Genomic DNA, 16663 nt, shown 5'->3' with positions numbered 1-16663 from the left:
GGCCGCGCGCGTGCGCGGCGCCTCTGGACCCGCGGTCCCGCCTCGCGCGTGCGGCGGGGATCCCGGCCGCGCGGCTCTGGGCCGCGGCCGCGGCGCACACACGCGCCGGGTGGGTCAGGCTGTGTCGAGGCCTGAGGCCCTCAGGAGGTAGGCCGTCATGGGGTCGTAGTGGCGCGGGCTCGTCACGTGGTCGTCCAGGGGGATCGTGACCAGCATCGTGGACTCGGCCTCGCCGATGAACAGGGCCGGGTCGTTGCAGTCCGCGTAGCCCATCGAGTCGAGGCCTCGCTGCCCCGCGTACCCCGCCCAGCCGTGGTCGGCGACGACCAGGTCGGGCAGCGGCCTGCCCTCGCGCTCCAGGGCGTCGAGGATCGCCCGCATCGGCTCGGGCGAGTGGGTGTGCCACAGCGTCGCGCCGCGCTCCAGCATCGAGACCCCGGCGAACTGGACGACCAGGCCCTCGTCGGCGATCAGGCCGTCGGGGATCCGCACGATCTCGCAGCCGGCCGCCCGCAGCCCGTCGGCCGTCGCGCGGTGCACGTCGAGGAGGCCGCCCGGGTGGCCCGTCGCGAACAGCACGCGCTCCTGCGCCGCCGCGGCCTTGCGCAGCCGCTCCGCCATCCGCTCCAGCGCGTCGATCGTCAGCTCGGGGTCGATGGTGTCCTGGCCCGACCTGAACCGCGGGTCGTCGACGACGCCGCAGCGCTCGGCCATCACCGCGAGCACGTCCTGCTCGTCCGTCCACCGGTCGCCGAGTTCGAGGCCCAGCCAGTAGTGGCGGTCGCCGTTGGCGAGTTTCCTGTAGTGGGAGAGGTTGTTGTCCCGCGGTGTGGCGACGTCCCCGGCGATCCGGGTCTTGATGAGGTGCTCGGCGAGCTCGGCGCGGCTGGGTATCGGCATGAGGCCATTGTGCCGTCACGCGCGCGGGCGGCGCCCGTCGTCCCGTCCCGTGGACACCGGCGGCGGTCAGCCTGCCGCGGGGCCGCTCCCGTCCGTGCCGTGCAGGCTCTCGACGTCGACCTGCACGTCGATCGTGTCCGGGCCGCCGCCCGGGACCTGCCCGGCGCCGGACGGCCACGCGCCCAGCGAGGCGAACGCGCCGTGCGCGAGCGTGCGCAGCAGTTCCGCCGTGCCCGAGCGGTCGGGCAGGCCGCCGCGGTGCGAGCCGAAGTGCGGCGTCGAGTTGAGCAGGCCGAAGACGGCGTGCACGGACGCGCGCGCCTCGGCCTCCGGCACGGCGGTGTGGAGCCGGCGCACGACGTCGACCCACAGCTCCACGTACTGCCGCTGGAGCTGGCGCACCATCCTGCGGTCCTTGTCCCGCAGCCGGTCGAGCTCACGGTCGTGCAGGGTGATCAGGGGGCGGTCGTCGAGCGCGAAGTCGATGTGGCCCTCCACGAGGGAGGCGAGCACGGCCGCAGGGCCGCCGTCCTCCGCGGCACGCGCACGCAGCCTGCCGCCTTCGAGCAGCCGCTCGCTGATGCCCACGAGCAGCTCGGCGAGCATCGCGTCCTTGCCCGCGAAGTGCCGGTAGAGGCCGGGGCCGCTTATCCCGACGGCCGCGCCTATCTCGTCGACCCCCACGCCGTGGAAGCCGCGCTCCGCGAAGAGGCGTGCCGCGTGCCGCAGGATCTGTTCCCTGCGCGTCGGTGCCGCCGTTCTGGTCGTCATCCGATTCATTGTAGACAGAGTTGTTAGCGGTCGTTAACCTGGAGGCCGGACGTTAACGCTCATTAACCATTCCGTCGATCGTCGGGGGGTCCCCGCACATGCGACAGGCACCGGTGCTCACGAGCACCGCCGACCCGTCTTCCGAGGCGTGGCGGGTCAACGAGGCGGCGCACGAGTCGCTCGCCGAGGATCTGCGCGGCCGCCTCGCCGCGGCCCGCAGGGGCGGCGGCGAGCGCGCCCGCGCCCGGCACACCGCGCGCGGGAAGCTGCTGCCGCGCGAGCGGGTGGACACCCTCCTCGACCCGGGCTCGCCCTTCCTGGAGGTCGCGCCGCTCGCGGCCGAGGGCATGTACGGCGGGGACGCGCCGGCGGCCGGCGTGATCGCCGGCGTCGGCCGGGTCTCCGGCCGGGAGGCGATGATCATCGCCAACGACGCGACGGTCAAGGGCGGCACGTACTACCCGATGACGGTCAAGAAGCACCTCAGGGCGCAGGAGATCGCCCTGGAGAACCGCCTCCCCTGCCTGTATCTGGTCGACTCGGGCGGCGCGTTCCTGCCGCTGCAGGACGAGGTCTTCCCCGACCGGGAGCACTTCGGCCGGATCTTCTACAACCAGGCCCGGATGTCGGGCGCGCGCATCCCGCAGATCGCGGCGGTGCTCGGCTCGTGCACGGCGGGCGGCGCGTACGTCCCCGCGATGAGCGACGAGGCGGTGATCGTGCGCGGTCAGGGGACGATCTTCCTCGGCGGCCCGCCGCTGGTGAAGGCGGCGACGGGCGAGGTCGTCACGGCGGAGGAGCTGGGCGGCGGCGAGGTCCACTCGCGGGTGTCCGGCGTCACGGACCACCTCGCGGAGGACGACGCGCACGCGCTGCGCATCGTGCGCACGATCGTCTCGACGCTGCCGGAGCGCGGCCCGCTGCCCTGGTCGGTCGAGCCGGTGGAGGAGCCGAAGGCCGACCCGCTCGGCCTGTACGGCGCGGTGCCGGTCGACTCCCGCACCCCGTACGACGTGCGGGAGGTCATCGCGCGCGTGGTGGACGGTTCGCGGTTCGCCGAGTTCAAGTCCGAGTTCGGCACGACGCTGGTGACGGGGTTCGCCAGGATCCACGGCCACCCGGTGGGGATCGTCGCGAACAACGGCATCCTCTTCTCCGAATCGGCCCAGAAGGGCGCCCACTTCATCGAGCTGTGCGATCAGCGCGGCATCCCGCTGCTGTTCCTGCAGAACATCAACGGGTTCATGGTCGGCAAGGACTACGAGGCGGGCGGCATCGCCAAGCACGGCGCGAAGATGGTCACGGCGGTAGCCTGCGCGCGCGTGCCGAAGCTGACGGTGGTGGTCGGCGGCTCGTACGGCGCGGGGAACTACTCGATGTGCGGCCGCGCCTACGGCCCGCGCTTCCTGTGGATGTGGCCCAACGCGAAGATCTCGGTGATGGGCGGCGAGCAGGCCGCCTCCGTGCTGGCGACGGTCAAGCGCGACCAGCTTGAGGGCCGCGGCGAGCAGTGGCCCGCGGAGGACGAGGAGTCCTTCAAGGCGCCGATTCGCGCCCAGTACGAGGAGCAGGGCAACGCGTACTACGCGACGGCGCGGCTGTGGGACGACGGCGTGATCGATCCGCTGGACACCCGTCAGGTGGTGGGCCTCGCGCTGACGGCCTGCGCGAACGCGCCGCTCGGCGAGCCGGGCTACGGCGTCTTCAGGATGTGAGGGACGATGACCATGTTCGACAGTGTGCTGATCGCCAACAGGGGCGAGATCGCGGTGCGCGTGATCCGTACGCTGCGGGCGATGGGGCTGCGCTCGATCGCGGTCTTCAGCGACGCGGACGCGGACGCGCGCCATGTGCGTGAGGCCGACACGGCGGTCAGGATCGGGCCCGCGGCGGCGGCCGAGAGCTACCTGTCCATCGAGCGCCTGCTGGACGCGGCGCGGCGCACGGGCGCGCAGGCGGTGCACCCGGGATACGGCTTCCTCGCGGAGAACGCGCGCTTCGCCGCCGCGTGCGAGGAGGCCGGGCTCGTCTTCATCGGCCCGCCCGCGTCCGCGATCGACCTGATGGGCGACAAGATCCGGGCGAAGGAGACGGTGTCCGCGGCCGGCGTGCCGGTGGTCCCCGGTTCTTCCGGCAGCGGCCTTTGCGACGCGGAGCTGGCCGATGCGGCGCGCGGGATCGGCATGCCGGTCCTGCTCAAGCCGTCGGCGGGCGGCGGCGGCAAGGGCATGCGCCTCGTGCGCGACGAGGCGGCGCTCGCGGACGAGATCGCGGCCGCCCGGCGCGAGGCGCGGGCGTCCTTCGGGGACGACACGCTGCTGGTGGAGCGGTGGGTCGACCGGCCGCGCCACATCGAGATCCAGGTGATGGCCGACGCCCACGGCTCGGTGGTCCATCTGGGCGAGCGGGAGTGCTCGTTGCAGCGGCGCCACCAGAAGGTGGTCGAGGAGGCCCCCTCGGTCCTGCTGGACGAGCGCACGCGCGCGGCGATGGGCGAGGCGGCGGCCGCGGCGGCACGCTCCTGCGGGTATGTGGGCGCGGGCACCATCGAGTTCATCGTGCCGGGCGCCGACCCCTCCTCGTACTACTTCATGGAGATGAACACCCGCCTCCAGGTGGAGCACCCGGTGACGGAGCTGGTCACGGGCGTCGACCTGGTGGAGCTCCAGCTGCGGGTCGCGGCGGGCGAGCCGCTGCCGTTCGCGCAGGAGGACGTGCGGCTCACGGGCCACGCGGTGGAGGCCAGGCTGTGCGCGGAGGACGCGGCGCGCGGCTTCCTGCCCACGGGCGGCGCGGTACTGGCGCTGCACGAGGCCGCGGGCGACGGTGTGCGCACGGACTCGGGGCTCTCGGTGGGCTCCGAGGTGGGCAGCGCCTACGACCCGATGCTGGCCAAGGTCATCGCGTACGGCCCCGACCGGGCGACGGCGCTGCGCAGGCTGCGCGGCGCGCTGGCCGACACGGTGACGCTCGGCGTGACGACCAACGCGGGGTTCCTGCGCAGGCTTCTGGCGCACCCGAGGGTCGTGTCGGGCGATCTGGACACCGGCCTCGTCGAGCAGGACGCGGGCAGTCTGCTGCCCGACGGCGTGCCGCCGGAGGTGTACGCGGCGGCCGCGCTGCTGCGTGCGGCCCGGGGTGCCTCGTACGGGCAGAACACGCAGGCGGCGCAGGCGGGCTGGCGCGACCCGTTCTCGGCGACGGACGGGTGGCGGCTCGGCGGGACGCCGGCCTGGGTGCCGTACCACTTCCGCCTGCCGGGCGAGGAGCCGGTCACCGTGCGGCTGCGTGGCGGCGAGGTGCGGGTGGGCGACGAACCGCCCGTCGCGGCCCGGCTCGTCGAGGCGGCGGACGACGGCCGCGGCCTGAGCCGCGCGGACGTCGAGTACGACGGCGCGATGCACAGGTTCGCGGTCGCCGAGTCGGACGACGGCCTCTGGCTCGGCCGGGACGGCGACAGCTGGGAGCCGCGCGACCACGACCCGGTGGAGGCCGGCCGGGCGGGTGCCGCCGCGGGCGGCGACTCGCTCACGGCCCCGATGCCCGGCACGGTCACGGTCGTCAAGGTCGCGAGCGGTGACGACGTCACGGCGGGGCAGAGCCTCCTCGTGGTGGAGGCCATGAAGATGGAACACGTCATCTCCGCACCGCACGCGGGCACCGTCACGCAGCTCGACGTACGTCCGGGCTCGACCGTCGCGATGGACCAGGTCCTGGCCGTCGTCACACCGCGGGAGGAATCATGACCGGCACGACAGGCCTGCCGATGGCCGTGCCCGCGCCGGGCCTCCCGGCGCGTGTGCGGATCCACGAGGTGGGCGCGCGCGACGGGCTGCAGAACGAGTCAGCCGTCGTCCCCACCGAGGTGAAGGCGGAGTTCATCCACCGCCTCGCGGCCGCGGGCCTCACGACGATCGAGGCGACGAGCTTCGTCCACCCGAAGTGGGTTCCCCAACTGGCCGACGCCGAGCAGCTCTTCCCGCGATTGTCCGACATCGCGGGCGTCGACCTGCCGGTCCTCGTGCCCAACGCGCGCGGCCTCGCGCGCGCCACGGAGCTGGGCGTGGGCCGGGTCGCCGTGTTCGGCAGCGCGACCGAGTCCTTCGCGAAGGCCAACCTCAACCGCACGGTCGACGAGTCGCTGGCGATGTTCGACCCGGTCGTCGCCCAGGCCCGCGAGCACGGGATGCATGTGCGCGGCTACCTGTCGATGTGCTTCGGCGACCCCTGGGAGGGGCCGGTTCCGGTCGCCCAGGTCGTCCGGGTCGCGAAGGCGCTGATGGACCTCGGCTGCGACGAGCTGAGCCTCGGCGACACCATCGGCGTCGCAACGCCAGGCCATGTGACCGCCCTGCTGGCCGCGCTGGGCGAGGCCGGGGTGGCCACGGAGGCGATCGGCGTGCACTTCCACGACACGTACGGCCAGGCGCTCGCCAACACCTACGCGGCCCTGCAGTGCGGCGTGTCCACGGTCGACGCGTCGGCGGGCGGCCTCGGCGGCTGCCCGTTCGCCAAGAGCGCCACAGGAAACCTGGCGACGGAGGACCTCGTCTGGATGCTGCGCGGCCTCGGCATCGAGACGGGCGTCGACCTCGACCGGCTCGTCGTCACGAGCAACTGGATGGCCGACCGCCTCGGCCGCCCGAGTCCCTCCCGTACCGTACGGGCCCTGACCCACAAGGGGTGAGCCACACGATGTCCAAGGACCACACGCTCTCCGATGAGCACGAGGAACTCCGGCGCACCGTCGAGGAGTTCGCCCACGACGTGGTCGCCCCGAAGATCGGCGACTTCTACGAACGGCACGAGTTCCCCTACGAGATCGTGCGCGAGATGGGCCGCATGGGCCTGTTCGGGCTGCCGTTCCCCGAGGAGTACGGCGGGATGGGCGGCGACTACCTGGCGCTGTGCCTCGCCCTCGAAGAGCTCGCCCGGGTCGACTCGTCCGTCGCGATCACGCTGGAGGCGGGGATCTCGCTGGGCGCGATGCCCGTCTTCCGCTTCGGCACGGAGGAGCAGAAGCGCGCATGGCTGCCGAAGCTGTGTGCGGGCGAGATGCTGGGCGCCTTCGGCCTGACCGAGCCCGGCGCGGGCTCCGACGCGGGCGGCACGCGCACGACGGCGGTGCGCGAGGGCGACGAGTGGGTGATCAACGGCACGAAGTGCTTCATCACCAACTCGGGCACGGACATCACCGGGCTCGTGACGGTCACGGCGGTGACGGGCCGCACGGACGACGGCAGGCCGCAGATCTCGTCGATCATCGTCCCGTCCGGCACGCCGGGGTTCACGGTGGCGCCGGCGTACTCGAAGGTCGGCTGGAACGCGTCGGACACACGCGAGCTGTCGTTCGCCGACGTGCGCGTACCGGCGGCGAACCTGCTGGGCGAGGAGGGCCGCGGGTACGCCCAGTTCCTGCGGATCCTGGACGAGGGCAGGATCGCGATCGCCGCGCTCTCCACGGGTCTCGCGCAGGGCTGCGTGGACGAGTCGGTGAAGTACGCGAAGGAGCGGCGGGCGTTCGGCCGGCCGATCGGCGACAACCAGGCACTCCAGTTCAAGATCGCCGACATGGAGATGCGCGCGTACATGGCGCGCGTCGGCTGGCGTGACGCGGCGTTCCGGCTGCTGCGTGGCGAGCGCTTCAAGAAGGAGGCGGCGATGGCGAAGCTCTACTCGTCCACGATCGCCGTCGACAACGCGCGCGAGGCGACGCAGGTCCACGGCGGGTACGGCTTCATGAACGAGTACCCGGTGGCCAGGATGTGGCGGGACTCGAAGATCCTGGAGATCGGCGAGGGCACGAGCGAGGTCCAGCGGATGCTGATCGCCCGCGAACTGGGACTGACGGGCTGACGGGCTGACGGGCTGACGGGCTGACGGGCTGAGGCGAGACCTTCCCGCGCGGCGGGGCCGCGGTGAGCTTCCTCACCGCGGTCCGCGATGTGACCCCTCCACCCGCTGGGCAGATGAGGTTAGGCTAACCTACTTTGAACTGCTCATCGCCGGTTCGGCACGGCCCGGTCGGCGCGACGAAAGCGGGACTGCGCCATGCCCGAGATCCGTACCGCCCATCCCGTCGGCCGCCGCGGCCTGCTCGCCGCGGGCGGCGCGCTAGGCCTCGGCGCGGCGCTCGCCGCGTGCGGCGGCGGCAGCGGCAGCGGCGCGAAGAGCGACGCCTCAGGCGGCGCCGCCTCGGGCAAGACGGGACCCTGGTCGTTCAAGGACGACCGGGGCGTCGTCGCGAAGGCCGACTCGACCCCGCGCAACATCGTGGCCTTCGTCGGCACGGCCGCCGCGCTCCACGACTACGGTATCGAGGTCAAGGGCGTCTTCGGCCCGACGAAGAAGAAGAACGGGTCACCCGACGTGCAGGCGGGCGACCTCGACATCAGCAAGGTCACGATCATCGGCAACGTCTACGGCGAGTTCAACGTCGAGAAGTACGCCGCGCTCAACCCCGACCTGCTGGCGACGGAGCAGTGGCAGAAGGGCTCGCTCTGGTACGTGCCGGACAAGTCCAAGTCCCAGATCGCCAAGCTCGCCCCCGTCGTCGCGCTGGAAGCGTCCCAGACCACCATCCCCAAGGCGATCCAGCGCCACGAGGACCTCGCCGGGTCGCTCGGCGCCGACCTGAAGTCCAAGAAGGTCACGGACGCGAAGGCGCGCTTCCAGAAGGCGGCCGCGAGGCTGCGGGCCGCGGCGAAGGCGCGCCCCGAGATCACGGTGCTGATCGGCTCCGCGAGCCAGGACCTCTTCTACGTGTCGCTCGCGAAGATGTCGGCGGACACCGCCTACTTCCAGCAGCTCGGCGTCAAGTTCGTGACGCCGAAGGTCGACTCCCAGGGCTACTTCGAGGACCTGAGCTGGGAGAACGTCGGCAAGTACCGTGCGGACATCATCATGATGGACAACCGCTCCTCGGCCCTCCAGCCGTCCGCGCTCACCTCCAAGCCGACGTGGCAGCAGCTGCCCGCGGTCAAGGCGGGCCAGGTCATACCGCGCGTCACGGAGCCCATCTACTCGTACGACAAATGCGCGCCGATCCTCGATGACCTGGCGCAGGCCATCGAGAAGGCGAAGAAGGTCCACTGACGCGTTTGCGGCGTCCGCCGCGACCACTCCCCGTCCGTCGGCCCCGCGTGGCGCCCCAAGCTTGCAGGCCCGCTGCCGCACCGCCGTGCGGCGGCGGGCCGCCGTGCTGTCGGGCCCCTGCCCGCACCCGCACACCGCGCTAGCCGCGCGACAAGCACACATGGCCGGCGCGCGTCTCGCGCCACGAGCGGACGACGCGACCTTGCGGCACCCTGGGCCGGTCCAGGAAGTTAGGTTAGGCTAACCTCGCCTCAGCGTCCCGGCGGTTCGTCCGCCGCGGCCGCGCCTCTCTTCCGTACCCCCACTCGCCCGGAAGGACCCCTTTATGCGTTCTCACCTGCTCAACGACACCACGGCGGAGCGCTATCGGCGCTCCGTCGCCGACGGGGTCGGGCGGGTGGCCGCGCGCCTCGCGTCGGTGCGGGCGCCGTTCTCCGGCATCACCCCCGACGCCCTCGGCCCCGAGGTGGACGCCGTCGACCTCGACCGCCCACTCGGCGACAGCGCCGCCGCACTCGACGAGCTGGAGCGCGTCTACCTGCGCGACGCCGTCTACTTCCACCACCCCCGCTACCTCGCCCACCTCAACTGCCCCGTCGTCATCCCGGCCGTCGTCGGCGAGGCCGTGCTATCCGCCGTCAACTCCTCGCTTGACACCTGGGACCAGAGCGCGGGCGGCACCCTCATCGAGCGGCGGCTCATCGACTGGACCGCCGGCCGCATCGGCCTCGGACCCGGCGCCGACGGTGTGTTCACGAGCGGGGGCACGCAGTCCAACCTGCACGCACTGCTGCTCGCACGCGAAGAGGCCAAGGACGAGCCGGGCAGCGGCCGGCTCCGCGTCTTCGCCTCCGACTGCGCGCACTTCTCCGTGCAGAAGGCGGCCACCCTGCTCGGCCTGACGGCGGACGCCGTCGTGCCCGTGCCGTGCGACCGCGACCGCCGGTTGCGCCCCGCCGCGCTCGCCGCCGCCATCGAGGGGTGCATCGCCGATGGCGCCACCCCCATGGCCGTCGTGGCGACCGCGGGCACCACCGACTTCGGGTCGATCGACCCGCTGGGCGAGATCGCCGACGTCTGCGCCATGTACGGAACCTGGCTGCACGTGGACGCCGCGTACGGCTGCGGGCTCCTCGTCTCCCCCACCCGCAGGGGCCACCTCGACGGCATCGAGCGCGCCGACTCCGTCACCGTCGACTACCACAAGTCCTTCTTCCAGCCGGTGAGTTCGTCCGCCGTCCTAGTGCGGGACCGGGTGACCCTGCGGCACGCGACCTACCACGCCGACTACCTCAACCCGCGCCGCGCCCTCGCCGAGCGCATCCCCAACCAGGTGGACAAGTCGCTCCAGACGACCCGCCGCTTCGACGCACTCAAACTGTGGATGACACTGCGCGTGATGGGCGCCGACGGTGTGGGGCAGCTCTTCGACGAGGTGTGCGACCTGGCCGCCGAGGGGTGGCGGCTGCTCGCCGCCGACCCGCGCTACGACGTGGTGGTACGGCCCCGGCTGTCCACGCTGGTCTTCCGCTACGTGCCGCACCGCACCACCTCGCCCGCCGTGATCGACCGGGTCAACCTCCATGCGCGCAAAGCCCTGTTCGCCTCCGGCGAGGCGGTCGTCGCGGGCACGGTGGTGGACGGCAGGCAGTACCTGAAGTTCACGCTCCTCAACCCCGAGACGACCGCCCAGGACATCGCCGCCGTGCTCGACCTGATCGCGGAGCACGCGGAGGCGCACGTCGCGACCGAGAACGGAGAGCACCTTGCCCACGCCTCCTGAGACCCCGGACGACTCCCCTGTCCACGACAACGCCGTCCACGACTTCGTCGGCATCGGGCTCGGCCCGTTCAACCTGGGTCTCGCCTGCCTCACCGAGCCGATCGCGGAGCTCGACGGCGTCTTCCTCGAAGCCAAGCCCGACTTCGAGTGGCACTCGGGGATGTTCCTCGAAGGCGCACACCTCCAGACGCCGTTCCTGTCCGACCTCGTCACACTCGCCGACCCCACGTCCCCGTACTCCTTCCTCAACTACCTCAAGGAATCGGGGCGGTTGTACTCGTTCTACATCCGCGAGAACTTCTATCCGCTGCGCACCGAGTACAACGACTACTGCCGCTGGGCGGCGGCCCGGCTGCGGTCCGTGCGCTTCGGCCGGACGGTGACAAAGGTGACGTACGACGACGCCGACGGCCTGTACACGGTGCGCACCGCGACCGGCGAGGCCTACCGGGCGCGCCGCCTCGTCCTCGGCACCGGCACCCCGCCGTACGTGCCGGAGTGCTGCGCCGGGCTCGGGGGCGACTTCATCCACAACACCCGCTATCTGCAGGCGAAGAAGGACCTCCAGGCCAAGGAGTCCATCACCCTCGTCGGCAGCGGTCAGAGCGCCGCGGAGATCTACCGCGACCTGCTGTCGGAGATCGACACCCACCGCTACCGGCTCGACTGGGTCACCAGGTCCCCGCGGTTCTTCGCGCTCGAATACACCAAGCTGACGCTGGAGATGACGTCGCCCGAGTACGTCGACTACTTCCACGCGCTGCCCGAGGACACCCGCTACCGCCTGGAGGGCGAGCAGAAGGGGTTGTTCAAGGGCATCGACGCCGAACTCGTCAACGAGATCTTCGACCTGCTCTACCAGAAGAGCCTGCACGGGCCCGTCCCCACCCGCCTGATGACCAACACGGCTCTGGTCAGCGCCCGTCACGACGCCGGGTCCCGCGCGGGCGGCTCGTACACGCTGGGGCTGCGCCAGGAGGAGCAGGGCCGCGACTTCTCGCTGGACACCGAGGGCCTGATCCTCGCCACCGGATACCGGTACACCGCGCCCGGCTTCCTCGCCCCCGTCGCCGACCGCATCAGACTCGACGGCCACGGCCGCTTCGACGTGGCGCGCAACTACTCCATCGACACCACGGGCCGTGGCATCTTCCTCCAGAACGGCGGTGTGCACACGCACAGCATCACGTCGCCCGACCTGGGCATGGGCCCCTACCGCAACGCGTACATCATCGGCGAGCTGCTCGGCCGCGCCCACTACCCGGTCGAGAAGGCCATCGCGTTCCAGCAGTTCGCCGCCCCGGAAGGCACCGCCGCATGACCGACATCCGCTTCACCCGCACCGACGCACGCCTCGGCACGTTCGCCGTGCGCGACGTCGACCCGCTCGCCGACGCGGTGACCCTGCACCGCTGGGTCACCCACCCCAAGGCGCCGTTCTGGCTGATGCAGGGCGCCTCGCTCACCGACGTCGAGCGCGAGTACATGTCGATCGCCGCGTCCGCACACCACGACGCGTACGTCGGGCTGCACGAGGGCGTTCCCTCGTTCCTCGTCGAACGGTACGACCCGGCGCACGTCGAGCTGAAGGGCCTGTACCCGGCGAAGGACGGGGACATCGGCATGCACTTCCTCGTCGACCCGGCGCCCGCCGACGGCCCACTGCACGGCTTCACCAGGGCCGTGCTCACCACCGTGATGGCCTTCCTCTTCGCCGACGAGCGGATACGGCGCGTGGTGGTCGAGCCTGACGTGCGCAACACCGCCGTGCACGCGCTGAACGAGGCGGTGGGTTTCGAGGTGGTCGAGAAGATCGCCAAGCCGGAGAAGGAGGCCCTGCTGAGCGTCTGCACCCGCGCAAGTTTCCAGGCCGCCGCGGCAGCCACCCAGGGAGGCGCCCGATGAACAGCCCCGTTTCCCCCTACCCCGGACGTACGGCCGAGGCCGTCGCCCACCTCACTCCCGCGCTCTGGGCCGACGCCACGCGCGCGCTCGTACGCAAGGCACTGGCCGAGTTCGCGCACGAGCGGCTCCTGACGCCCGAGCCGCTCGGCGGGGACTCGTATCGCGTGCTCAGCGACGACGGCGCGACCGCCTACCACTTCCGTGCGCGGCGGTTCGCGCTCGACCACTGGCAGGTCGATGCCGACTCGGTCACCCGTCACCGCGGCGGCGACGAAATACCCCTGGACGCACTGGAGTTCATGATCGAACTGCGCGCGTCCCTCGGCCTCGGCGACGCCGTGCTGCCGGTGTACCTGGAGGAGATCTCCGCGACGCTGGCGGGCACCGCGTTCAAACTCACGAAGAAGCCCGCCACCGCCGCCGAGTTGGCCGCCGCCGGCTTCCAGGACATCGAGACCGGCATGACGGAGGGGCACCCCTGCTTCGTCGCCAACAACGGCCGGCTCGGCTTCGGCGTGCACGAGTACCGCGCCTTCGCACCCGAGGCGGCCGCCGGGACACGGCTCGTCTGGCTCGCGGCACACCGCGACCACGCCACCTTCACGGCAGGGGCGGGAATCGACCACGAGCGCCTGATGCGCGACGAGTTGGGCGACGAGCAGTACGGACGGTTCCAGTCCTCCCTCACCGAGGCGGGGCTCGACCCGGCGGAGTACCTGCTGCTGCCCGTGCACCCGTGGCAGTGGTGGAACAAGCTGTCGGTCACGTTCGCCGCCGAGATCGCGGGGCGGCGCCTGGTGTTCCTCGGCGAGAGCGACGACACGTACCTGGCCCAGCAGTCGATCCGCACCCTCTTCAACACGAGCCATCCGGAGAAGCACTACGTCAAGACCGCGCTGTCCGTACTCAACATGGGGTTCATGCGCGGCCTCTCCGCCGCCTACATGGAGGCCACGCCCGCCATCAACGACTGGCTCGCCGGGCTGATCGAGAGCGACGGCGTGCTGCGCGCCGCACGGTTCTCCATCATCAGGGAGCGCGCGGCGATCGGCTACCACCACCGGGCGTACGAGGCGGCCACGGAGAAGGGCTCCCCGTACCGCAAGATGCTGGCCGCGCTGTGGCGGGAGAGCCCGGTGCCCTCCCTCACCGGCCGCGAGCGCCTCGCGACCATGGCATCCCTGCTGCACACGGACCGCGCCGGGGGATCGCCGGCCGCCGCGCTGATCGCGGAGTCGGGCCTCGCGCCCACCGAGTGGCTGCGCCGCTACCTCGACGCGTACCTGGTGCCGGTGGTGCACTGCTTCTACGCGTACGGCCTGGTCTTCATGCCGCACGGCGAGAACGTCATCCTCGTCATCGAGGACGGCGTGGTGCGGCGCGTGGTATTCAAGGACATCGCGGAGGAGATAGCGGTGATGGAGCAGGACACGCCGCTGCCGCCCGAGGTCGAGCGCATCAGGGCGGACGTGCCCGAGGACATGCGGCTGCTCTCGGTGTTCACGGACGTGCTCGACTGCTTCCTGCGCTTCCTCTCCCCCGCGCTGGTCGGCGAGGGGGTACTGGAGGAGGACGAGTTCTGGCGCACGGTCGCCGAGTGCGTCCGCGCCTACCAGGCGTCCACCCCCGGGCTCGCGCCGAGGTTCGCGCGGTACTCCCTGTTCGATGACGAGTTCGCGCTGTCCTGCCTCAACCGCCTGCAGCTGCGGGACAACGAACAGATGGTGGACCTCCAGGACCCGGCCGGCGCCCTCCAGCTCGTCGGCACCCTCCGCAACCCGCTGTCCGCGTTCTGAGCCGGCGGTCCGTCGTGAATCCTGCCCGATTCCGGGCAGGAATGTTGCGTAACCCTCCGGATATCTGCAATATCAACGAGTGCTCGATCGCCACGCGTCCCACGAGGACCTCATCGGCCACCTGGTGGCCTCCACCGCGCTGCGGCGCGGCGAGGCCGCCCGGGTGGTGCTCGACGTGCTGGCGTACTTCGACGAGACGACCGAGGAGTTCGTCCGCCGCCGCCACAGGGAACTCCAGGCGGGCGGCGAGACCAACCCGGTGATCTTCGAGCGGATCGCGGCCGAGCTGCCGCACCGCGCCGTGGCGCCGCCGGAACTCTCGCTGAGACAGCTGCGCCGCATCGTCTACGGATGACGGCCGGCGCCGGCGGGAGGCGGCCGCGTCACCCGTACGGCGGGCACACAGGAAACCAGGAGGGGCAGAGCCTGACATGTGCGGAATCGTTGGATACATCGGCAAGCGTGACGTAGCTCCGCTGCTGCTCGAAGGGTTGCAGCGGCTCGAGTACCGCGGGTACGACTCGGCGGGGATCGTGATCACCGGGAAGCCGGTGGCCGGCAAGGCCGCCGCGCTGAAGATGGTCAAGGCCAAGGGCCGGGTGCGCGACCTGGAGGCCAAGGTGCCCAAGCGCTTCGCCGGCACCACCGGCATCGCGCACACCCGCTGGGCCACGCACGGCTCGCCGAGCGACGCCAACGCGCACCCGCACATGGACGCGGACAACCGGGTCGCGGTCGTCCACAACGGCATCGTCGACAACGCCGCCGAGCTGCGGGTGAAGCTGGAGGCCGACGGCGTCGACTTCCTGTCCGAGACGGACACGGAGGTGCTGACGCACCTGGTGGCGCGGTCCCAGGCGCCCACCCTGGAGGAGAAGGTGCGCCAGGCGCTCCAGCTCGTCGAGGGCACGTACGGCATCGCGGTCATGCACGCGGACTTCCCCGACCGGATCGTGGTGGCGCGCAACGGCTCGCCCGTCGTGCTCGGCATCGGCGAGAAGGAGATGTTCGTCGCGTCCGACGTGGCGGCGCTCGTCTCCCACACCCGGCAGGTCGTGACGCTCGGCGACGGCGAGATGGCGACGATCAAGGCCGACGACTTCCGCACCTACACCACGGAGGGCTCGCTCACCTCGGCGACGCCGACGCTCGTGGAGTGGGAGGCCGAGTCGTACGACATGGGCGGCCACGACACGTACATGCACAAGGAGATCTCCGAGCAGGCCGAGGCGGTCGACCGGGTGCTGCGCGGGCGGATCGACGACCGGTTCTCGACGGTGCACCTGGGCGGCCTCAACCTCGACGCGCGCGAGGCGCGCGGGGTGCGGCGCATCAAGATCCTCGGCTGCGGCACGTCGTACCACGCGGGCATGATCGGCGCGCAGATGATCGAGGAGATCGCGCGCATCCCGGCCGACGCCGAGCCCGCGTCCGAGTTCCGCTACCGCGACCCGGTGGTCGACCCGGACACGCTGTACGTGGCGGTCTCGCAGTCCGGCGAGACGTACGACGTGCTGGCGGCGGTGCAGGAGCTGAAGCGCAAGGGCGCGCGCGTGCTGGGCGTCGTCAACGTGGTGGGCTCGGCCATCGCCCGGGAGACGGACGGCGGCCTCTACGTGCACGCGGGCCCCGAGGTGTGCGTGGTCTCCACCAAGTGCTTCACGAACACGGTGGTCGCGTTCGCGCTGCTCGCGCTGCACCTGGGGCGGATCAGGGACCTCTCGGTCGCGGACGGCAAGCGGATCATCGAGGGGCTGCGGCGGCTGCCCTCGCAGATCGACGAGATCCTCCGCGACGAGGAGCGCATCGCCGAGCTGGCGGCGTCGTACGCGCAGGCGAAGTCGATGATGTTCATCGGGCGCGTGCGGGGCTATCCGGTGGCGCGCGAGGCGTCGCTGAAGCTCAAGGAGGTCTCGTACATCCACGCCGAGGCCTACCCGGCCTCCGAGCTCAAGCACGGGCCCCTCGCGCTGATCGAGCCGGCGATGCCGACGGTGGCGATCGTGCCGGACGACGACCTGCTGGAGAAGAACCGCGCGGCGATGGAGGAGATCAAGGCGCGCGCGGGCCGGATCCTGGCGGTCGGGCACCGGGAGCACCCCAAGGCGGACCACTCGATCGTGGTGCCGAAGAACGAGACCGAACTCGACCCGATCCTGCTGGGCATCCCGCTGCAGCTGCTCGCCTACCACACGGCGCTCTCGCTGGGCCGTGACATCGACAAGCCGCGGAACCTGGCGAAGTCCGTCACCGTCGAGTAGCCGAGCGCGCCGCCTGCCCGCGGCAGGGCGGGGGCGCGGCGGCCGGTGGTGCCACCCGTTGGCACCGGGCGCCGCGCCCCCCGGAGGGGCCGGTGCTTGCCCTGGACACCGGCCCCTGGCACTCGGCCGGGCGGGCCGCCGGTTCGGCCGGC

General features: G+C 71.7%; 13 protein-coding genes. 11 read left to right on the top strand and 2 right to left on the bottom strand.

Annotation, left to right across the window (positions count from 1 at the left end):
• Window positions 1-114: 114 nt before the first annotated feature.
• Window positions 115-900, bottom strand: coding sequence for a phosphatase (locus JFN87_RS26170; RefSeq protein ID WP_209343752.1), 786 nt, complete (start codon window positions 898-900; stop codon window positions 115-117).
• A gap of 66 nt (window positions 901-966) precedes the next feature.
• Window positions 967-1671: an SACE_7040 family transcriptional regulator gene (locus JFN87_RS26165; RefSeq protein ID WP_282961667.1), complete on the bottom strand. Its 705-nt coding sequence runs from the start codon at window positions 1669-1671 to the stop codon at window positions 967-969.
• Window positions 1672-1769: 98 nt separating this feature from the next.
• On the opposite strand from JFN87_RS26165, the gene JFN87_RS26160 reads away from it, so the two are divergent.
• The 11 genes from JFN87_RS26160 (at window position 1770) to glmS (ending at window position 16511) form a co-directional block, all read left to right on the top strand.
• The gene (locus JFN87_RS26160) at window positions 1770-3386 is read left to right on the top strand and encodes a carboxyl transferase domain-containing protein (RefSeq protein WP_209343748.1); all 1617 of its coding nucleotides are present in this window, start codon (window positions 1770-1772) and stop codon (window positions 3384-3386) included.
• Between the two features lie 12 nt (window positions 3387-3398).
• Window positions 3399-5417, top strand: a complete 2019-nt coding sequence (locus JFN87_RS26155; protein WP_209343755.1) for an acetyl/propionyl/methylcrotonyl-CoA carboxylase subunit alpha — start codon at window positions 3399-3401, stop codon at window positions 5415-5417.
• Window positions 5414-6358, top strand: a complete 945-nt coding sequence (locus tag JFN87_RS26150; RefSeq protein ID WP_209343745.1) for a hydroxymethylglutaryl-CoA lyase — start codon at window positions 5414-5416, stop codon at window positions 6356-6358. Before JFN87_RS26155 ends, JFN87_RS26150 begins: the two co-directional genes overlap by 4 nt.
• A gap of 8 nt (window positions 6359-6366) precedes the next feature.
• The gene (locus tag JFN87_RS26145; protein WP_209343743.1) at window positions 6367-7527 is read left to right on the top strand and encodes an acyl-CoA dehydrogenase family protein; all 1161 of its coding nucleotides are present in this window, start codon (window positions 6367-6369) and stop codon (window positions 7525-7527) included.
• Window positions 7528-7722: 195 nt separating this feature from the next.
• On the top strand, window positions 7723-8766 hold the full coding sequence (locus JFN87_RS26140) for an ABC transporter substrate-binding protein (RefSeq protein ID WP_209343742.1): 1044 nt from the start codon (window positions 7723-7725) through the stop codon (window positions 8764-8766).
• A gap of 325 nt (window positions 8767-9091) precedes the next feature.
• A complete protein-coding gene (locus JFN87_RS26135) occupies window positions 9092-10549 on the top strand; it encodes a pyridoxal phosphate-dependent decarboxylase family protein (RefSeq protein WP_209343739.1) in 1458 nt (485 codons plus the stop codon).
• A complete protein-coding gene (locus JFN87_RS26130; RefSeq protein WP_209343737.1) occupies window positions 10533-11870 on the top strand; it encodes a lysine N(6)-hydroxylase/L-ornithine N(5)-oxygenase family protein in 1338 nt (445 codons plus the stop codon). Before JFN87_RS26135 ends, JFN87_RS26130 begins: the two co-directional genes overlap by 17 nt.
• Window positions 11867-12454 carry a GNAT family N-acetyltransferase gene (locus JFN87_RS26125; RefSeq protein ID WP_209343735.1) on the top strand — a complete coding sequence of 196 codons (588 nt, stop codon included), beginning with the start codon at window positions 11867-11869 and terminating at the stop codon, window positions 12452-12454. Before JFN87_RS26130 ends, JFN87_RS26125 begins: the two co-directional genes overlap by 4 nt.
• A complete protein-coding gene (locus tag JFN87_RS26120; protein WP_209343733.1) occupies window positions 12451-14250 on the top strand; it encodes an IucA/IucC family protein in 1800 nt (599 codons plus the stop codon). The genes JFN87_RS26125 and JFN87_RS26120 overlap by 4 nt, the downstream gene beginning before the upstream one ends.
• A gap of 79 nt (window positions 14251-14329) precedes the next feature.
• Complete coding sequence (locus tag JFN87_RS26115) at window positions 14330-14605, top strand: hypothetical protein (RefSeq protein ID WP_030908226.1); 276 nt, start codon at window positions 14330-14332, stop codon at window positions 14603-14605.
• 76 nt (window positions 14606-14681) lie between these two features.
• Window positions 14682-16511, top strand: coding sequence for a glutamine--fructose-6-phosphate transaminase (isomerizing) (gene glmS / locus JFN87_RS26110; protein ID WP_209343731.1), 1830 nt, complete (start codon window positions 14682-14684; stop codon window positions 16509-16511).
• Window positions 16512-16663: the final 152 nt, after the last annotated feature.

It is taken from the genome of Streptomyces montanisoli, from assembly GCF_017813245.1.
In the GTDB taxonomy this organism is placed as follows: Bacteria; Actinomycetota; Actinomycetes; order Streptomycetales; family Streptomycetaceae; genus Streptomyces; species Streptomyces montanisoli.
Note: the sequence above shows the minus strand (reverse complement) of the source record. Positions and strands in the feature narration are given on the sequence as shown.

What these genes read in the sequence shown, in the direction of transcription:
- JFN87_RS26170 (WP_209343752.1), bottom strand. Translation starts at nt 900, where the DNA reads ATGCCGATACCCAGCCGCGCCGAGCTCGCCGAGCACCTCATCAAGACC.
- JFN87_RS26165 (WP_282961667.1), bottom strand. Translation starts at nt 1,671, where the DNA reads ATGACGACCAGAACGGCGGCACCGACGCGCAGGGAACAGATCCTGCGG.
- JFN87_RS26160 (WP_209343748.1), top strand. Translation starts at nt 1,770, where the DNA reads ATGCGACAGGCACCGGTGCTCACGAGCACCGCCGACCCGTCTTCCGAG.
- JFN87_RS26155 (WP_209343755.1), top strand. Translation starts at nt 3,399, where the DNA reads ATGTTCGACAGTGTGCTGATCGCCAACAGGGGCGAGATCGCGGTGCGC.
- JFN87_RS26150 (WP_209343745.1), top strand. Translation starts at nt 5,414, where the DNA reads ATGACCGGCACGACAGGCCTGCCGATGGCCGTGCCCGCGCCGGGCCTC.
- JFN87_RS26145 (WP_209343743.1), top strand. Translation starts at nt 6,367, where the DNA reads ATGTCCAAGGACCACACGCTCTCCGATGAGCACGAGGAACTCCGGCGC.
- JFN87_RS26140 (WP_209343742.1), top strand. Translation starts at nt 7,723, where the DNA reads ATGCCCGAGATCCGTACCGCCCATCCCGTCGGCCGCCGCGGCCTGCTC.
- JFN87_RS26135 (WP_209343739.1), top strand. Translation starts at nt 9,092, where the DNA reads ATGCGTTCTCACCTGCTCAACGACACCACGGCGGAGCGCTATCGGCGC.
- JFN87_RS26125 (WP_209343735.1), top strand. Translation starts at nt 11,867, where the DNA reads ATGACCGACATCCGCTTCACCCGCACCGACGCACGCCTCGGCACGTTC.
- JFN87_RS26120 (WP_209343733.1), top strand. Translation starts at nt 12,451, where the DNA reads ATGAACAGCCCCGTTTCCCCCTACCCCGGACGTACGGCCGAGGCCGTC.
- glmS (WP_209343731.1), top strand. Translation starts at nt 14,682, where the DNA reads ATGTGCGGAATCGTTGGATACATCGGCAAGCGTGACGTAGCTCCGCTG.